Raw genomic sequence first — 16,635 nt, 5'->3', positions numbered from 1 at the left:
GAGGCCGAACCTTAAGGGCTCGGCGTCCCGCAACGGCAGCTTTCAGCCGGCCAGTGCAGCCTTGTTCGTCTCCAGAAACTGCTTCAGCGGCACCGACTTTCGGCCGGAGAGTTTTTCGACCGCGTCTGTCACCATGCCGAGGTCACCTGCGCGTGCGGCGGCGTCGAATGAAACCAGCACCTTGGCGAAGGGTTCAGGCAGGCCGGCCGACTTCATTCCCTCGGTCAGGGCTTCGTCGGAAAGCTGGATGACCTGGATCGGCTTGCTGGTGACCTCGGTGACCAACGCCGCCACTTGGGCAGCCGTATACGCACTGGGGCCGGTGAGCGTGTAAGTCGCGCTTTCGCTGCTGTCCGAGGCGAGCCCCGCTGCGATCGCCGCCGCGAAATCGTCACGCGTGCCGTAGGAAATGGCGCCGTCGCCGGCGGAGGTGTACCACTGACCCGATGCCAGAACCTGCGGCAACGCCATGAACAGGTTCTCGTTATACCAGCCATTGCGGAATATCGTGTAGGGGATCCCGCTCGCCTTGATCGCCTGTTCGGTGTCGTAGTGGTCGGGCGCGAAAACAACCGGCGAACCAGGCTCGGGGTTGGGCATCGAGGTGTACAGCAGGTGGCCGACGCCAGCCTGTTTGGCCGCCGTCACCGCCGCAAGCTGCTGCTCGCGCCGCTTCCCCTGTACCTCAAGTTCGTTGGTCGAGATGACGAGTGCCCGGTCGGCTCCCGCGAAGGCCTCGGCAAGCGATTGCGGGTCGTTGAAGTCAGCGGCTCTGACGACGACGCCGCGCGCCGCCAGATCGGCAAGGTTGGCGGGTGTACGGGTGGTGGCGATGATGCGGTTTGCGGAGATCTTTAATGTGTCCAGCAGGTGGTTGATGACGCCGCGGCCAAGCTGGCCGGAAGCGCCGGTGACGAGAAGGGTTGCGGTCATGGGGGATCCTGAAATTGCGCCGGGTGGCGGGTGCTTTTGACAGTCTCAAAAAGAGACCAGCACTAAAATAAGAATTGACCGGCCACCGTAAAGAAGGCAGTTTTTAGGGAGGTAGGCACCGCCAGGGAACCAGCAGCGATGGACGGCAAGGTCGTCAATCTGAGAACCAAGCTCAATATATTCAAAGCCACCAGCGATGGCGCAAACATTGCCGATTGCCCGGTTCGCGACGTGATGCAGGGCGTGAACGGCAAATGGAGTTCGCTGCTGATGGCGGCGCTCGCAGAGCAGCCCTATCGTTTCGGCGAGTTGCGGCGCCTGGTGCCCGACATCTCGCAGCGCATGCTCACCCAGACGCTCCACGATCTGCAGCGCGACGGCTTTGTTCATCGCGAAGTGTTCCCGACCAAGCCGCCAAGCGTCGAATACAGCCTGACCGATCTCGGCCGTTCGATGTTCGGCGCCTTGCATCAATTGATCCTGTGGGCCGAACTCAACCATGGTGCGGTGCGCAAGGCGCGCGCTGCCTTCGACGCCGGTGGCTGATATTTTGGTCCATGCAGCAAAGGCTTGATTTGACAATGGCGCTGAAGGATTGTCCGGCCAGTAGTTGGGCGGGCAATGGAAAAATCTCTCGACATCGCGATTGCGGGCGCCGGCCCGGCGGGGCTCGCCACCGCGCTCTATCTCAAGCGCGCGGGCCACAACGTCACCATCTTCGAACGTTTCGAGGAACCCAAGCCCGTCGGTTCCGGACTGATCCTGCAGCCGACCGGGCTGAGCGTGCTCGCCGATCTCGGCCTGCTCGACGACATTCTGGCGCTGGGGAGCCGCATCGAGCGTCTGCATGGCGCCGATGCCTCGAGCGGCCGCACCGTGCTCGCCGTGCGCTACGATGCGCAGCCTGGCGGCCGTTTCGGGCTGGCGGTGCACCGGGCGGCGTTGTTCAACATGTTGTTTCGCGCCGCGCAGCGCCAAGGCATCGCCATCGAAACCGGTGTCGAGATCGAGACGCTGGACGTCGGTGAGCGGGCGATCCTGATCTTCGACAAGAGCCGAACGGTGGGGGGCCGCAGGGCAGGGCCGTTCGACCTCGTGGTCGACGCCAGCGGCTCGCGTTCGAAGCTGCGCCGGTGCCTCAACGATCCGGCCCAGCCGCGGCAGCTCACTTACGGCGCGTTCTGGGCCTCGCTCGGCTGGCGCCAAGGCTTCGACGAAAATGCGCTGCTGCAGCGCTACGACAAGGCCAGCGTGATGATCGGCGTCCTGCCGATCGGCCGACCGGAACCGGGCGGGGAAAAGATGGCGGCGTTCTTCTGGAGCCTGAAGCCGGCGGATGCCGAAAACGTGCGCGCGGCAGGGCTCGACGCCTGGAAGGCGAGACTGGTCTCGCTGTGGCCACAGTGCGAGGCGTTCACCAGCCAGATCGACAGCTTCGACCAGCTGTCGCTGGCGCGCTACGGCCATCACACGATGAAGCTGCCGACCGGCCGCCGGCTGGCGGTGATCGGCGACGCCGCGCATTCGACCAGCCCGCAGCTCGGGCAAGGCGCCAACATGGCGCTGCTCGACGCGGCAGCGCTCAGCCATGCCTTGGCACAGACGGGCAACGTCGAGGCAGCGCTGGAAAGCTACGCCCGGGCGCGGCGATGGCACGTCCGGATCTTCCAACTGCTGTCGCTGGCGTTGACGCCGTTCTACCAGTCGGACGGCACGATGCTGCCCTTCTTCCGCGACAGGCTGGTGGCAACCATCGCCAAAATCCCGCCAGTGCCAAGCGTGCTTGCCTCGATGGTGGCCGGCACGCTGATCGATCCGTTCAGGCGGATCGGGCTAGAGGAGGTGCACTGGCCAGATCATCCGGCGGGATCAGGCTCGAGAGAAGCGAATTTCTCGCACGCAGGAATAGACGCAGCCGCTGCGGATAGTCCGGCGCCACGGCACCCTTGATCGAGGCGCGTTCGCTCAACGCCTTGCGCCAGGCCTGGACCAATGGCTTGCCGTCCAGAATGCCGAAATTGCCGATCCGGTCGAAGGCGTCGAGATAGCGGAAGACCGGGCCGTAGACGGCATCGACGAGGCAAAAGCACTCGCCATTGAACCACGGTCCGGCCTGGTCGGCCAGTTCGTCCTCCAGACGATCGAACATGGCCGAAAGTGCCGTGGACTCTGCCAGGAAGGCGGCCTCCGTCGAAGCCGTGTAGAACCGGCCGATGGTGTTCAATGTCGCCGAGCCGAACTCGATCCAGGCGCGATGCCGGGCACGGGCGTAGGCGTCGGCCGGATGCAGAGGATTGGCTTGCGTCTCCTCGAGGAATTCGAGAATGACGGCGGATTCGAAGATCACCGTCTCCTCGCCATTTGCGTGGACGATCAGCAGCGGCACCTTGCCCAGCGGCGAAATCGGCTTGAACCAGTCCGGCTTGTCGGCGAGGTCGATGGTGACGCGTTCGAACGGCACGCCCTTCTCAGTCAGCGAGATCGCGGCGCGCTGGACATAGGGGCACAGATGATGGCTGACGAGAATGAGCTTGCCAGGCATTTCATTCTTCTGAGGCATGTCACTCTCCCCAGACATAGTTCAACGCGCCGTCCTCGACCCGCGTCGACAGGAACATCAGTCGCGACGCTTTTGGCGCCGGACCTTCAAGCCGATCGCCGCTTTCCATATCGAAGGCGGCACCGTGCCATTGGCAGACCAGCTTGCCGTCCTTGCAGTCGAGCGGCCCGCCGAAATGCAGGCAGACATTGGCGGCGGCACGGACACGCTCGCCGCTGCGCCAGACATGGACCTCGCGGCCGAAGAACGGTGCAATCAAGCTGCCCGTCTGCGGGACGTCGGCGACTTTGCAGATTTCGTGTTTCATGGATTTTTCCCGGATTGATGCAGCTGCATGCATATAGATGCATGTGCATCGATCGTCAAGCTTGATGCTAGTGCATCGATCGTCAAGCTTGATGCAACTGCATCTATTGCCTAGGATGGGTCATGACCAAAACAACCACGCCTTCGCCCGAAGCCGTCAAGGCCTGGGCCCGCCTGATGCGGGTTTCGCGCCAGCTCATCGAAAAGGCGGAAGAGGCTTTGAAGACCAGCGGCTTGCCGCCGCTCGACTGGTATGACGTGCTGCACGAGCTAGCCGAGGCGGGCGAGGGCGGGCTGCGGCCGTTCCAGCTGACCGAGCGCACACTGTTTGCGCAGTACAACATCTCGCGGCTCCTGGCGCGGCTCGAGGCCGACGGACTGGTCGAGAAGCTCAGGGTTGCCGATGACGGCCGCGGCCAGACCATCCGCATCTCGGCCAAGGGCCGTGAGACGCGGCGGCGGATGTGGGCGGTCTACGGACGCTCGATTGCGGAATTGGTCGGTGACAAACTCTCGACGGAGGAGCTGAAGATACTGGCAAGCCTGCTTGGAGAGTTGCGCCATCCGCCTGCCGATGATTGATCCGTCAGAACCTCGCCGTTTGCTCGGCGGCTCTCAAGTCAACGATTTTTCTACCTGGCCCCTTGCGTCGAGCACAGGATTGCGCAATATGCCGAACCGTAACGTACGGTACGCATTTTTCGGCGGTTCGGCTACCTCATCGGATGGGCAGGAAATTGTTGCAGGCGAACGCCGACATCGACACCAGCGCGACGCTGACGGAGCGGCAGAAGGCTGTTCTGGACGCTGCCTTGCGCCTGCTGGTCGAGGAGGGCGACAGCCTGACTATGACCGCGGTGGCGCGCCGCGCCAGCTGCTCGAAGGAAACGCTCTACAAATGGTTCGGCGACCGCGACGGACTGCTGACGGCGACCGTGCAGTGGCAGGCATCGAAAGTGCGCGTGGTGCCGGTCGACGGTGAGCGGCTCGATCTTGCCTCGATGACGGCAAGCCTGGAAGGCTTCGCCTCGGACTGGCTAAAGGTGATTTCGAGCGATACCTCGATCGCCCTGAACCGCGTCGCGGTCGGCCATGCCGGATCCGGAAAGGACGATCTCGGCGCCATCGTGCTGGAGAATGGCCGTTTCGCGCTGGCCAGACGGCTGAAGCCGGTGCTGCTTGCCGGCAAGCAGGCCGGGCTGCTCGACTTTACGGACGCCGAAATGGCGTTCCGGACCTTTTTCGGGCTGGTCGCCCGCGACGTGCAGATCCGTCTCCTGCTCGGCGACAGGCTGGAATTGACTGAAGCGGCGATCGGCGGCGATGCCGTCCGGGCAACGCAGCAGTTTCTCGCTCTTTACGGAGCAAAAACCGGGCCGCAAGGCCTCTAATCTCTACGGGAAGGAAGCAAAAGATGCGTGTCTATTACGATCGCGACGCCGATCTCAATCTGATCAAGGGCAAGAAGGTCGCCATTATCGGCTATGGCAGCCAGGGCCGGGCGCACGCGCTCAACCTCAAGGATTCCGGCGCCAAGGAAATCGCCATCGGCCTCAAGGCGGGATCGGCGACCGCCAAGAAGGTCGAGGCTGACGGGCTCAAGGTGATGAGCGTGGCCGACGCTGCCAAATGGGCCGATTTGATGATGATGGCGACGCCTGACGAGCTGCAGGCCGACATCTACAAAAACGAAATCGCGCCAAACATTCGTGACGGCGCCGCGATTGCCTTCGCGCACGGCCTCAACGTGCATTTCGGCCTCATCGAGCCGAAGTCGACCGTCGATGTCGTCATGATCGCGCCGAAAGGCCCCGGCCACACGGTGCGCGGCGAATACCAGAAGGGCGGCGGCGTGCCGTGCCTGGTCGCCGTCAACCAGGATGCTTCCGGCAATGCGCTCGATCTCGCTCTGTCCTACGCCTGCGGCGTCGGGGGCGGCCGTTCGGGCATCATCGAGACCAATTTCCGCGAGGAATGCGAGACCGATCTGTTCGGCGAGCAGGTCGTGCTCTGCGGCGGCCTGGTCGAACTGATCCGCGCCGGTTTCGAGACGCTGGTGGAAGCCGGCTATGCGCCCGAAATGGCCTATTTCGAGTGCCTGCACGAGGTCAAGCTGATCGTCGACCTGATCTATGAAGGCGGCATCGCCAACATGAACTACTCGATCTCGAACACAGCCGAATGGGGCGAATATGTCTCTGGCCCGCGCATCATCACCGCCGAGACCAAGGCCGAGATGAAGCGCGTGCTGAAGGATATCCAGACCGGCAAGTTCACCTCGGAGTGGATGCAGGAATACCGCGCCGGCATGTCGCGCTTCAAGGGCATCCGCCGCAACAATGACAGCCACCAGATCGAGGAAGTCGGCGCCAAGCTGCGCGCCATGATGCCCTGGATTTCCAAGAACAAACTGGTCGACAAGGCCAAGAACTAACCCGCAATCTTCAGGATTGGGAGCAAGGAGCCGGCGGAGCGATCCGCCGGCTCTTTCATGCCGGTTTATCGATCAGGACGCTCAGCCATAGTGCCAATGCGGCTTCGGCTCGGTGCCGGTGAACTCGACGCCGATGCGGTCGTCGCGGCGCCAGCGCACGATGGCCTTGTAGCCGATGCCGTCGACCGGCACATAGAGCAGGAACTCGTCCGGCACGCGCGCGTCTATCGACACTTTCAGTTCGGCGCCGCCGGCATGCATGTTGCGGACCGTGCACTTGACCTCGGAATTGGTGAGGCCGGTCAGAATCGTCGCGCCTTTCAGCACGCGCTGCCGGTGTTTGTTTCGCAACTCGTTGTCGGCCATGACGGCACGTCCTTCGCGACCGGATCGGCGCGATCGTCAGATGGGGCACGATATCACGGATAGGCTGAGCCGATAAACATATGGTTAGCGGTGACCGAGACCAGCCGTCTTTCCCAAATGAAAACGGCGCCGCGATGGGGCGGCGCCGTCGTGTATTGTCGTTTATAGTTCAGCTGTAGGGCGACCAGCATTGCTGGCGCGGGCCACCATAGGGCTGGAACGTGTTGTCCCAGGCCCGGTAGGACCGATAGCGGTCGTAGCACCACTGTACATGGGCGCTGGACAGACGCTGCGTGCGGTAATAGCGGCGGGGCGCCGGCTGCACGTAGTAGCCGTCATTGTAATAGCCGTTGTTGTAGTAGCCGTTGTTGTAGATACTGCCGAGGCCCAGACCCAGGCCGAGGCCGAGAACTGCTGCGGCGCCGGTGTCAAAATCACGGCCGCGATGGTGGCGGTGATGGCGCCAGCGCCAGTTGTCGCCGCCGTTCCAGTTGCCGTTGTTCCAGTTGCCTGACCGGGCAAAGCGACGGCCGTCGTGGCGGCGCCACTGCCAATCGTTGAAGGAGCGGCGGTCATTGCCGCCCGCCCAGCTGTCGCGAACCGGTGTGATGTCAGACAATGCGGTGCTTGCCGGCACCGACAAGTCCGGCTGCAGGATCGGGCCCGCGGCGGATGGCGCCGTGAGACCCGAGAAAAGACCGAGCGCTAACAGCCCGGATTTGACTGTGGACGAAAAGAGCGAGCTCATTGCACTCTCCAAGTGATACAGGCCCCACGCCCGGATACCCCAGGGAAGTGGCCTATTGATGGACCTTGGCGTCTGAACGGAGGATGAACAGAAAGGTTCCATCAGCCATGACGAGCAGCCCTTGTTTTCATTGGCGCTTGCAGGCAAAGGTCAGTCCATGTCGCTGCGCCTCGCCACTTTCAATGTCGAAAACCTGATGAACAGGTTCGATTACTCGGGCTTCCGCAACCAGCTCAACGAAGACCGCACGCTGGCGCTTTTCGACATCCAGAGCGAAGCCGAATACCGGATGCTGGAGCAGGCGCGCGCCATCGCGCAATCCGACGATACGCGCCAGTTGACCGCGCTCGCCATCGCCGCCACCCGCGCCGACATCATCTGCATGCAGGAGGTTGACAACATCGAGGCGCTGAAGGCGTTCGAGTATGGCTATCTCTTCAAGATGGTGGGCGAGGGTTACCGGCAGAAATACACCACCGCCGGCAATGATTCGCGCGGCATCGACGTTGCCCTGATGATGCGCAACGAGACAGCGCAAGGTCAGCCGATCGAATTCGTGCGCATGACCAGCCATGCCTATGTCACGTTCGAGCAGTTCGGATTGCACACGCCTGAACTCGAGGCGCTCGGCAACCTGGCCAATGAACGCATCTTCCGGCGCGATTGCCTGGAGGTCGACATCAAGGTCGGCGGCGTGCCGCTGACGCTTTACCTCGTCCATTTCAAATCGATGGGCTCGCCGCGCAATGGGCTCGACGGCCGCGAGGCGACGATGCCGGTGCGCATCGCCGAGGCGCAAGCCGTGCGCCGCATCATCGAGGAGCGCTTCGGCAAAGAGCACGCAGCCGATAAAAACTGGGCGATCTGCGGCGACATGAACGACTACCGCCAGCGGGTGAAGATCGAGGGCGACGCTATCGACGGCTACCGCTTCCAGGTGATCGACGAGAGCCAGTCCTGTATCGATGTGCTCACCGCCGGCGGCTTTTGCGAGAATGTCGTCGAACGCCGGCCGGAGATGGACCGCTGGAGTTTCTACCACACGCGCGGGCCGAAGGAGCGGCATCTGTGCCAGCTCGACTACATCCTGCTGTCGAAAGGGCTGGCGGCGAAGAATGCGACGGCGGTTCCCGACATCATCCGCAACGGCCAGCCCTGGCGCACCATCTTTCCGGCCGGACAGGCGGTGGAGCGCTTTCCGCGCGCCGGCTGGGACCGGCCGAAGGCGTCGGACCATTGTCCCGTCGCAATTACCCTGGACATGGCTTGAGCACGGTGAGCTTCGACCTGCCGCGCAACGTCATCCTGCCCGTCGACGAAATCGACGTCCGGCTCGACCCCGGCCCGCATCCGTTCGAGCGCGACAACGCGCAGGCGATCACTGACAACTGGCGGCGCGAGGTCACGGCCAATCCGGCGTTGTTCGACGGCACGGTGGTGCTGCTCTCGGCGCTCGCCTGGCGCGACAACCGGATCGTCGGGCGTTGTCACGCGGTGAAGTACTCGACCTTCCTGCTGTGGCGAAAGAACCGGCAGGGGACGGGCGCCGAGCATGCCTATGGCCACGCCATGCTGGTCGCCGGCGACAACGCCCTGGTGGCGATCCGCATGGGCGCGCACACGGTCCCGGCCGGCAGTGTCTACTTCGCTGCCGGCTCGTTCGAGCCGATCGATTTTCGCGATGGCCGCGTCGATGTCGATTTCAACATGATCCGTGAAGTGCGCGAGGAGACCGGGCTTGACCTGACAGGCGCTGCGCGCGGCAAGCGCTACCATGCGCTGTCGACTTCGACCGGCACGGTCCTCTTCCGCCGCTACCACGTCGATGCGCCGGCCGACGAGATTGCGCGGCGCATCGGCGCCTTCGTCGCGACCGAGACCGAGCCGGAGATCGAGGGGCCGGTGATCATCCGCCACGCCGCCGACCTGCCGGAAGGGCTGGCACCGCATATGAAGCCGCTGGTCGAGTGGCATTTTGGCGGTGGCGGGGGCTAACGGCGCGGATTGTTCTGCGCCGCCTTGCGGTCGTTGCGGGCGGCGACGAGGAACAGGATGACGCCGATGCCCAGCAATCCACCCATGACCATGCCCATCGTCTGGCCGACGACTGCCTGAAAATCGGCGGTGACACGATCGGGATTGGCCATGCCGTAGCGGGCGAGATACCACCAAAGTCCCGCAAGGGCGCCTTCGATGATCACCATCGTCAGAATCAGCCGCGCCTTCTTGCTCATTGCCACTCCTTGACCAGATGCCTTTGCTCTAAAATTAGCATCGCAGACCGGACGACAACAAGTATTGCCGATGTCGACAAGCACCCATCCTTGTGGATAGCGGTTGGTTGCGGTGGAGCTGATCTGGCGCTTATTCGTGGCGCAGCGCGTCGATCGGGTCGAGCCTGGCGCCGCGCAGCGCCGGGAAGAAGCCGAACACCATGCCGATCAGCGCCGAAAAACCGACGGCGAGCAGGATGACCGCCGGGCTCGGCGCAAACGGTATGGCCAGCGTTGCCGAGGCGAGGCCGGCCAGCGCCAGGCCGATCAGGATGCCGATAATGCCGCCGAGCAGCGACAGCACCGTCGCCTCGACCAGGAACTGGATGAGGATGTGCTTTTCATGCGCGCCGATGGCGAGCCTGATGCCGATCTCGCGGGTGCGCTCAGTGACCGAGACCAGCATGATGTTCATGATCCCGATGCCGCCGACCAGCAGGCTGACGCCCGCGACGGCGCCCAGCATGCCGGTCATGGTGGTGGTGGCGCTGGCCATGGCGTCGGCGATCTGGGTCATGTCGCGGATCGAGAAATCGTCTTCGCGGTCCGGCGTGATGCGGCGGGTGTCGCGCAAAATGTCCTCGACTCGCGGCTGCAATTCGGTGGTCGGGGTGCGGTCGTCGGCGGCGACGTAGATGTTGTCGATGTCGCGGTTGCCGGCGATGCGGCGCTGATAGGCGGCAAGCGGCATCAAGACGACATTGTCCTGGTCCTGGCCGAAGCCGGTATAGCCCTTGGGTTCGAGCAGGCCGATGATCTTGCACGAGGTGCGGTTGACGCGGATGATCTCGCCCTCGGGTTCGCCGGCGCCGAAGAATTGCTGGCGCACCGTTTCGCCGATCAGGCAGACGCCGGTGCCGGAGCGTGTTTCCGAATCCGAGAACGGGCGGCCCGACACCAGCTTCCAGTCGCGGGCGTCGAGATAGGCGCTGTCGGTGCCGGTGACGCCCGAGGTCAGGCTCTCGGTGCCGAAGATGACGCGGACTTGTTTCTGCGACGCCGGCGCAATGGCGCGCGCTCCGGTCAGGTGGGCTACGAGGGCGGCTACATCCTTGTCGGCCAGAGGCCGTACCGCCTGGTCGAGCCCGCCTGGTCCGCCGGTGCCTGCCGGGCGGCCGGAACGGACGACGAGCAGGTTCGAGCCGAGCTTGGCGATGTCCGACTTGACCTTGGCCGTGGTGCCCGAACCGATGGTCAGCATGGCGATGACGGCGGCGACACCGATGACGATGCCGAGCAGCGTCAGGAACGAGCGCAGCACATTGCGGCGGATGGAGCGCAGAGAGAGGCGGACGGTTTCCCAGATCATGACGCCAACTCCGACTTGGCCGTGTCGGACGCGACGTGGCCGTCGAGGAAGCGGATGGTGCGCTCGGCATAATCGGCGACATCGGCCTCGTGGGTGACCATGGCGATGGTCAAGCCGAGCTCCCGGTTCAGCCGCGTCAACAACTCCATGATCTCATGCGTGCGGGCGGTGTCGAGATTGCCGGTCGGCTCGTCGGCGACGAGCAGCGTCGGCCTGGTGACGATGGCGCGCGCGATCGCCACGCGCTGTTGCTGACCACCGGAGAGTTCGGCCGGCGTGTGATGTTCGCGCCCGACCAGGCCGACCTCCGCCAGCGCCTGCATGGCAAGATCGCGGCGCTCGCGGGCCGGCGCGCCGCGATAGATCAGCGGCAGCTCGACATTTTCCGCCGCCGTGGTGCGCGGCAACAGATTGTAACCCTGGAAGACGAAGCCGATATAGAGATTGCGCAGAAGCGCCCGGCGGTTGCGGTCGAGCCGCCCGGCGTCGATGCCCATGAAGGAGTAGGTTCCGGCCGTCGGCGTGTCGAGGCAACCGATGATGTTCATCGCGGTCGATTTGCCCGAACCGGACGGGCCCATGATGGCGACGAATTCGCCACGCTGGATGGCGAGGTCGACGCCGGCCAGCGCATGGACCTTGGCTTCGCCCTGGCCATAGCTCTTCCAGACCGTGTCGAAACCGATGAGGCCCGCGGCCATGGCGTCAGCTCCGCAGCTGCGAGGTCGTGATAACCTCTGCACCTTCATCCAGCCCGGAGGTGATCTCGGTCAGTTCGCCGTCGGTGGAGCCGATCTTCACGTTGACCGGGTGCGGCCGGCCGTTCTCCAGCACATAGAGCGTGCGTGAGCCGTCGGTGGGCGCCTTCACCGGCTGGCGGCGGTTGCCGCCACGACCCATGCGGCCGGTGAACAGATCGCTGAGGCTCCACGCGCGGGCAGCAGGTGCCGATGGCCGATAGCGAAACGCTGTTGAAGGCACGGTGAGCACGCCCTTGGCCTGCCTGGTGACGACCGAAACCGTGGCGGTCATGCCGGGCCGCAGCAAAAGCTCGTTATTGTCGACTTCCAACCGTGCATTGTAGGTGACGACGCCGTCGGTGGTGACCGAGGCGTAGGAGATGTCGCGGATCTCGGCGTCGAACGGCCGCTCGGGAAAGGCATCGACGGTGAAGCGTGCATGCTGGCCTGGTTTGACCGCGCCGATATCGGCCTCGTCGACCGCCGCCACCAATTCCATGTTCCTCAAATCGGCGGCGATGATGAACAGAACCGGCGCCTGCAGCGAGGAGGCGACCGTCTGGCCGGGGTCGACGGAACGCGTCAAGACGATGCCGTCAATCGGCGCATAGATGGTGCTCTTGGCAAGGTCGGTCTGCTGCGCCTTGAGATCGGCCTGGGCGATGGCGAGATTGGCCTGCGCACTATCGAGCGCCGCCTTGGAGCGGTCGCGCGTGGCAGTCGCCGCCTCGAGCGACTGATCGGTCGCCATGCCACGCCTGGTCAGTTCGGCCGCGCGGGTGAGGGCGCTTTCGTTCTCCTTCAGGGTTACCGTGGCGTCCTCGACATTGGCGGCAGCGGCCTTGGCCGAGGCTTCGGCGCGTTCGATCTGGACCTCGAGTTTCACCGTGTCGAGCGTCGCCAGCACGTCGCCCTTCTTGACCTGCTGGTTCTCTTCGGCCGAGACCGAGCGGATGATACCGGACAGCTCGCTTGAAATGTCGACCTGGGTGAGGGGCTGCAGCGTGCCGGTCGCCGAAACCGCGACGGTGAGGTCGGCAATGGTAGCCGGCGTGGTGGTGTAGTCGATCTTGGCCGGGGAGCCGGCAAACCACTGGTAGCCTGCCAACCCGGCGGCAAGTGCGATCAGCGCCAGCAGCGCGTAAAGCCAGCCCCGGCGGCGCGTCTTGCGCACGCCGCTCTGATCAAGCCCGAGCGCCGCCTCGATGGCGGAATCCGATTCCGTCTTTGGCAGATTGACAAGCTGGTCCACGCCGGACCCCTATGAAAGCGTAATGTCCCTAGTTGTGCACAGATCAGGCTTGGTGGTTCGAATATCAAATTAAATTTCGGCCATGTTCGGATTGAGGCGGAAGGTTTTTCAAGATGCAGACCCGCAATTACTTGCTCTACGATGTGTTTACGACGGAGCGGCTGGCCGGCAATCCGCTGGCTGTCGTGCTCGACAGCCAAGGGCTGGATACAGCCGCCATGCAGGCCATTGCGCGCGAGTTCAACCTGTCCGAATCGGTCTTCGTGCTGCCGCCGGACAATCCAAAACATCGCAACCGCATCCGCATTTTCACGCCCGACTATGAGATGCCGTTCGCCGGACATCCGACAGTTGGCGCCGCGATCGCGCTGGCCGAACTGACAGGCGAGGGCGAAGCCGGCATCTTCGTGCTGGAGGAGAATATCGGCCCGGTGCGCTGCGCCGTCAGCCGGCACGATGGCGCCACCTTTGCCGAGTTCGACCTGGCGAAGCTGCCGGAGCCGCTGAAGCTCGATGCCGACCCGGAGGCGATCGGCGCCGCCCTCGGGCTGGCGCCGCACGAGATCGGCTTCGAGAATCACCTGGTGTCGTTCTGGTCGGCAGGCGTGCCTTACGTCACCATCCCGGTCGCCAATCTGGAGGCTGCGGCCCGGGTCAAGCTCGACAACCAGGCCTGGTCGGAACTGGCGCCGCGCAAGAGCGAATGGGCCTTCGCCAGCCCGTACGTCTATTGCCGCCAGACGGTGAACCATGACAGCGCCTTCCATGTCCGCATGATCGTGCCGGGTACTCCCTCCTATGAGGACCCGGCGACCGGGTCGGCGGCGGCGGCCTTTGCCGGCGCCATCATGCAGTTCGATGGCCCGACCGACGGCATTTCGCAGCTGTGGATCGAGCAGGGGCTGGAGATGGGCCGGCCATCGCGTATCCGGCTCGAACTCACTGTCGAGGGCGGAAAACTGGCCTCGGCGCGCATCGGCGGCCATGCGGTAAAAGTGGCGGAAGGCAAGCTGTTCGTTTGAGTGGCCCGTGGCTGAGATCGTCGCTGTCGGCGATCCTTCACGCCCCCCTCTGTCCTGCCGGACATCTCCCCCACGAGGGGGAGATCGGATGTCGCATTGGCTTTCGCCAATCTCCAACGCCGAAAGACAGGCGAAACGGCAAGGCTGCCAATCTCCCCCCAAGTGGGGGAGATGCCCGGCAGGGCAGAGGGGGGCGCTGTCCCGCCGCCGACTCTGGTTTTTGCTTCGCTGCAACACTCGAAACCGAAGCCCGGAGCGATTTGTCGGGAAATGATTCCGGCAGGGCTGGACAGGACCGGTATCGGCGGCTATATGCCCGCCAACGCCGGTTTTTACCGGTCGAGTGGGTGCGTAGCTCAGTTGGTAGAGCAGCTGACTCTTAATCAGCGGGTCCACAGTTCAATCCTGTGCGCACCCACCAAATTTTTCAAAAACTTGGTGGAAGACCTTTGAAAGCGAGAGGCGTTGACGCGTCTGCGGGCAGGCCGAAGCAACCTGGCCGTCATGGCGATTCGTCAAAGGCTGTTACCCGCTAGCTGGTAGTGGTCGCTCGACGATATCGCACCGTGGTGTCGACCAGCGCGCCGGCCGCCCGGAACATGTCGAGTACGCGTATTTTTTGCGCCAGAAATCATAAAAAAGCCGGCACAGGTTCTGCACAAAGCTCGGATTTCTTTACTCTATAGTCGATATCGCTTTCTGTGGTGATCAAACAAATCTCGATTGTGGCAGAAACGCTACATCGTTTTCCAAGGGACCAGCTACACATAAGCTATTCGGCCCTGTCTCCACCCCCCAAGGAATCGCCCGATGCGCGCGCTCAAATTTGCCCTTCTTGCTTCCCTTGCATTGGCCAGCCCTGCATTGTCGGCGGACCTTTCCCCCCAGCCAACCGAACCTGTGGTTTATACTTGGACCGGTGTTTATGTAGGTGCGGCGGGCGGGTACGCTTGGGGAAATTCAACTTACGACGGCGCGGGGTCTCCGGCCGGGCCTCCCTTCATCAGCACCTCCGTCGATCCCAAAGGGGGCTTTGGCGGTGCCTATGTTGGCTATAACTACCAGTTCAATGGCAACTATGTCATCGGCGTTGAAGCGGATGCCAATTTCGCCGACGTAAAGGGCGACAATACGTTTCCTGCGGGGCCTCCCGTTGTCTTCGCAAGCGGTGAGTTAAAATGGTTCGGGTCGGCACGCTTGCGTGCAGGCTATGCGTTCGATCGTTTTCTGCCATTTGTAACTGGCGGTCTCGCTATCGGTCATTACTCCGGCGCAAACAATTTTCCAGGTGGGTCGATTGAGAACAGCGATAACATGGTTGGTTGGACGGTAGGCGCCGGACTTGACTATGCCGTCACCGACAATTTGATTGCGCGGTTCGAATACCGCTATTCCGACTATGGCCGCAAATCGCAGCCTGCGCCGTTCGACTTCCCGACACAGCAAGCCAGACTTGATCTGACCACCAACGATGTTCGCGTTGGACTTGCCTACAAGTTCTGATTTCTGACTGTGCCTTCTTTCAAAGCCTCGCTTCGGCGAGGCTTTTTTGTTGCGCGACTGGCCGGGCGCGTCATGGACGTTCTTTCCACCCTAGGAGGCGCGACATGGCCCGCGCGGGTGGCCTTCCACTTGATATGGCCACCCAGTCCGCGCGTCCCTGCAAACCTTGCGAAAGCCTACTTCTCCGACACGCCGGCCTCGGCAAAACTCGCCATCCTCGCATGACATTCCAGCGCCGAGCGGACGATGTTGACGGCGAGGCAGGCGCCGGAGCCTTCGCCGAGCCGCATGCCGAGGTCGAGCAGCGGCGGCAGGCCGAGCGCTTCGAGCAGGCGGCGGTGGCCGGATTCGGCCGAGACATGGGCGGCGATGGTGTGGGCGAGGCCTGAGGGGTGCAGTCGCGCCAGGGGCGCTGCCGCTGCCGTGCAGACGAAGCCGTCGAGCAGCACCGGGACGTTCTTGCGGCGGGCGGCGAGCGTGGCGCCGAAGATGGCGGCGAGTTCGCGGCCGCCAAGGGCGGCGGCGATCTTCAGCGGGTCGGACAGCGCGTCGGCATGGCGCTTGAGGCCGGATTCAATGGCGGTGACCTTGCGCTTCAGCCCGGCATCGTCGACGCCGGTGCCGCGCCCGGTCCATTTTTCAGCGCCGCCGCCGAACAGGGCGGTCGAGATGGCGGCCGCCGGCGTGGTGTTGCCGATGCCCATCTCGCCGAAACAGACGAGGTCGAGGTCGTTCGTCACCGCGTCATAGCCAGCCGAGACGGCGGCGAGGAAGTTTTTTTCGTCCATTGCCGGCACGTCAGTGAAGTCGCCTGTCGGATGATCGAGATCGAGCGGGATGACGTCGAGTTCCGCGCCGGCGATGCGGGCCAGCTGGTTGATGGCGGCGCCGCCGCCGGCAAAATTCGCCACCATCTGCACGGTCACTTCCGACGGGAAGGCCGACACGCCCTGCGCGGTGACGCCGTGATTGCCGGCGAACACGAAGACTTTGACGCGATCGAGTTTCGGCATGTCGCGGCCCTGCCAGCGTGCCAGCCAGGCGCCGAGGGTTTCCAGCCGGCCCAGGCTGCCTTGCGGCTTCGTCAGCGTGTCTTGGCGGCGGGCGACGGCGTTGGCGGCGGTATCGCTGCCGGCAGGCAGATCGAGACAGGCGGCGCGCAGTTCGTCGAATGATTTGAATGGCATGG

At 63.6% G+C, this 16,635-nt stretch carries 18 protein-coding genes, 1 tRNA gene and 1 pseudogene; 10 read left to right on the top strand and 10 right to left on the bottom strand.

Features of this window, described 5'->3' with window-relative positions; translation table 11 throughout:
- Positions 1-42: 42 nt before the first annotated feature.
- A complete protein-coding gene (locus tag NLY44_RS11630) occupies positions 43-933 on the bottom strand; it encodes an SDR family oxidoreductase (protein ID WP_023805510.1) in 891 nt (296 codons plus the stop codon).
- Between the two features lie 138 nt (positions 934-1,071).
- Here NLY44_RS11630 and NLY44_RS11625 point away from each other — a divergent pair, with 138 nt between their 5' ends.
- Positions 1,072-1,479 carry a winged helix-turn-helix transcriptional regulator gene (locus NLY44_RS11625; RefSeq protein ID WP_023690335.1) on the top strand — a complete coding sequence of 136 codons (408 nt, stop codon included), beginning with the start codon at positions 1,072-1,074 and terminating at the stop codon, positions 1,477-1,479.
- A gap of 75 nt (positions 1,480-1,554) precedes the next feature.
- A pseudogene (locus NLY44_RS11620) lies at positions 1,555-2,790 on the top strand (FAD-dependent oxidoreductase); the annotation flags it as partial.
- On the opposite strand, the gene NLY44_RS11615 reads toward NLY44_RS11620, so the two are convergent.
- Complete coding sequence (locus tag NLY44_RS11615; RefSeq protein ID WP_031201872.1) at positions 2,753-3,493, bottom strand: glutathione S-transferase family protein; 741 nt, start codon at positions 3,491-3,493, stop codon at positions 2,753-2,755. The pseudogene NLY44_RS11620 and the gene NLY44_RS11615 sit on opposite strands and share 38 nt — an antisense overlap.
- A gap of 1 nt (position 3,494) precedes the next feature.
- Complete coding sequence (locus tag NLY44_RS11610) at positions 3,495-3,800, bottom strand: Rieske (2Fe-2S) protein (protein ID WP_023668375.1); 306 nt, start codon at positions 3,798-3,800, stop codon at positions 3,495-3,497.
- A gap of 122 nt (positions 3,801-3,922) precedes the next feature.
- On the opposite strand from NLY44_RS11610, the gene NLY44_RS11605 reads away from it, so the two are divergent.
- The 3 genes from NLY44_RS11605 (at position 3,923) to ilvC (ending at position 6,233) form a co-directional block, all read left to right on the top strand.
- Positions 3,923-4,381 carry a MarR family winged helix-turn-helix transcriptional regulator gene (locus NLY44_RS11605; protein WP_023805507.1) on the top strand — a complete coding sequence of 153 codons (459 nt, stop codon included), beginning with the start codon at positions 3,923-3,925 and terminating at the stop codon, positions 4,379-4,381.
- A gap of 143 nt (positions 4,382-4,524) precedes the next feature.
- Positions 4,525-5,190: a TetR/AcrR family transcriptional regulator gene (locus tag NLY44_RS11600; RefSeq protein WP_031201867.1), complete on the top strand. Its 666-nt coding sequence runs from the start codon at positions 4,525-4,527 to the stop codon at positions 5,188-5,190.
- Between the two features lie 23 nt (positions 5,191-5,213).
- Positions 5,214-6,233: a ketol-acid reductoisomerase gene (ilvC, locus tag NLY44_RS11595; RefSeq protein ID WP_013531065.1), complete on the top strand. Its 1,020-nt coding sequence runs from the start codon at positions 5,214-5,216 to the stop codon at positions 6,231-6,233.
- Between the two features lie 81 nt (positions 6,234-6,314).
- On the opposite strand, the gene NLY44_RS11590 is transcribed toward ilvC, so the two are convergent.
- Positions 6,315-6,599, bottom strand: coding sequence for a PilZ domain-containing protein (locus tag NLY44_RS11590; RefSeq protein WP_023685169.1), 285 nt, complete (start codon positions 6,597-6,599; stop codon positions 6,315-6,317).
- Between the two features lie 169 nt (positions 6,600-6,768).
- A complete protein-coding gene (locus NLY44_RS11585; RefSeq protein WP_023805505.1) occupies positions 6,769-7,347 on the bottom strand; it encodes a BA14K family protein in 579 nt (192 codons plus the stop codon).
- A gap of 157 nt (positions 7,348-7,504) precedes the next feature.
- Here NLY44_RS11585 and NLY44_RS11580 point away from each other — a divergent pair, with 157 nt between their 5' ends.
- Both NLY44_RS11580 and NLY44_RS11575 read left to right on the top strand, forming a co-directional pair.
- Positions 7,505-8,617, top strand: a complete 1,113-nt coding sequence (locus NLY44_RS11580; RefSeq protein WP_023805504.1) for an endonuclease/exonuclease/phosphatase family protein — start codon at positions 7,505-7,507, stop codon at positions 8,615-8,617.
- A 5-nt stretch (positions 8,618-8,622) separates the two neighbouring features.
- Complete coding sequence (locus NLY44_RS11575; protein WP_023668380.1) at positions 8,623-9,342, top strand: NUDIX hydrolase; 720 nt, start codon at positions 8,623-8,625, stop codon at positions 9,340-9,342.
- Here the strand turns inward: NLY44_RS11575 and NLY44_RS11570 are convergent.
- The 4 genes from NLY44_RS11570 to NLY44_RS11555 all read right to left on the bottom strand — a co-directional run bounded on the left by NLY44_RS11570 (position 9,339) and on the right by NLY44_RS11555 (position 12,921).
- Complete coding sequence (locus NLY44_RS11570; RefSeq protein ID WP_023690325.1) at positions 9,339-9,581, bottom strand: hypothetical protein; 243 nt, start codon at positions 9,579-9,581, stop codon at positions 9,339-9,341. The genes NLY44_RS11575 and NLY44_RS11570 overlap by 4 nt on opposite strands.
- Positions 9,582-9,711: 130 nt before the next feature.
- A complete protein-coding gene (locus tag NLY44_RS11565; protein WP_023685173.1) occupies positions 9,712-10,929 on the bottom strand; it encodes an ABC transporter permease in 1,218 nt (405 codons plus the stop codon).
- Positions 10,926-11,630 carry an ABC transporter ATP-binding protein gene (locus NLY44_RS11560; RefSeq protein WP_023685174.1) on the bottom strand — a complete coding sequence of 235 codons (705 nt, stop codon included), beginning with the start codon at positions 11,628-11,630 and terminating at the stop codon, positions 10,926-10,928. Before NLY44_RS11560 ends, NLY44_RS11565 begins: the two co-directional genes overlap by 4 nt.
- Before the next feature lie 4 nt (positions 11,631-11,634).
- On the bottom strand, positions 11,635-12,921 hold the full coding sequence (locus NLY44_RS11555) for an efflux RND transporter periplasmic adaptor subunit (RefSeq protein WP_023805503.1): 1,287 nt from the start codon (positions 12,919-12,921) through the stop codon (positions 11,635-11,637).
- Positions 12,922-13,034: 113 nt separating this feature from the next.
- On the opposite strand from NLY44_RS11555, the gene NLY44_RS11550 reads away from it, so the two are divergent.
- The 3 genes from NLY44_RS11550 (at position 13,035) to NLY44_RS11540 (ending at position 15,446) form a co-directional block, all read left to right on the top strand.
- Positions 13,035-13,943, top strand: a complete 909-nt coding sequence (locus NLY44_RS11550) for a PhzF family phenazine biosynthesis protein (protein WP_023805502.1) — start codon at positions 13,035-13,037, stop codon at positions 13,941-13,943.
- Positions 13,944-14,288: 345 nt separating this feature from the next.
- Positions 14,289-14,364: transfer RNA gene (locus NLY44_RS11545), tRNA-Lys, on the top strand.
- 389 nt (positions 14,365-14,753) lie between these two features.
- The gene (locus NLY44_RS11540; protein WP_031201864.1) at positions 14,754-15,446 is read left to right on the top strand and encodes an outer membrane protein; all 693 of its coding nucleotides are present in this window, start codon (positions 14,754-14,756) and stop codon (positions 15,444-15,446) included.
- Between the two features lie 176 nt (positions 15,447-15,622).
- Here NLY44_RS11540 and cobT read toward each other — a convergent pair whose 3' ends face one another.
- A complete protein-coding gene (cobT, locus tag NLY44_RS11535) occupies positions 15,623-16,633 on the bottom strand; it encodes a nicotinate-nucleotide--dimethylbenzimidazole phosphoribosyltransferase (RefSeq protein ID WP_023805500.1) in 1,011 nt (336 codons plus the stop codon).
- Between the last annotated feature and the right edge of the window lie 2 nt (positions 16,634-16,635).

Source organism: Mesorhizobium sp. C089B (assembly GCF_030323125.1).
In the GTDB taxonomy this organism is placed as follows: domain Bacteria; phylum Pseudomonadota; class Alphaproteobacteria; order Rhizobiales; family Rhizobiaceae; genus Mesorhizobium.
The sequence above is the reverse complement of the archived record's forward strand: the minus strand, read 5'-3'. Positions and strand labels throughout refer to the sequence as shown.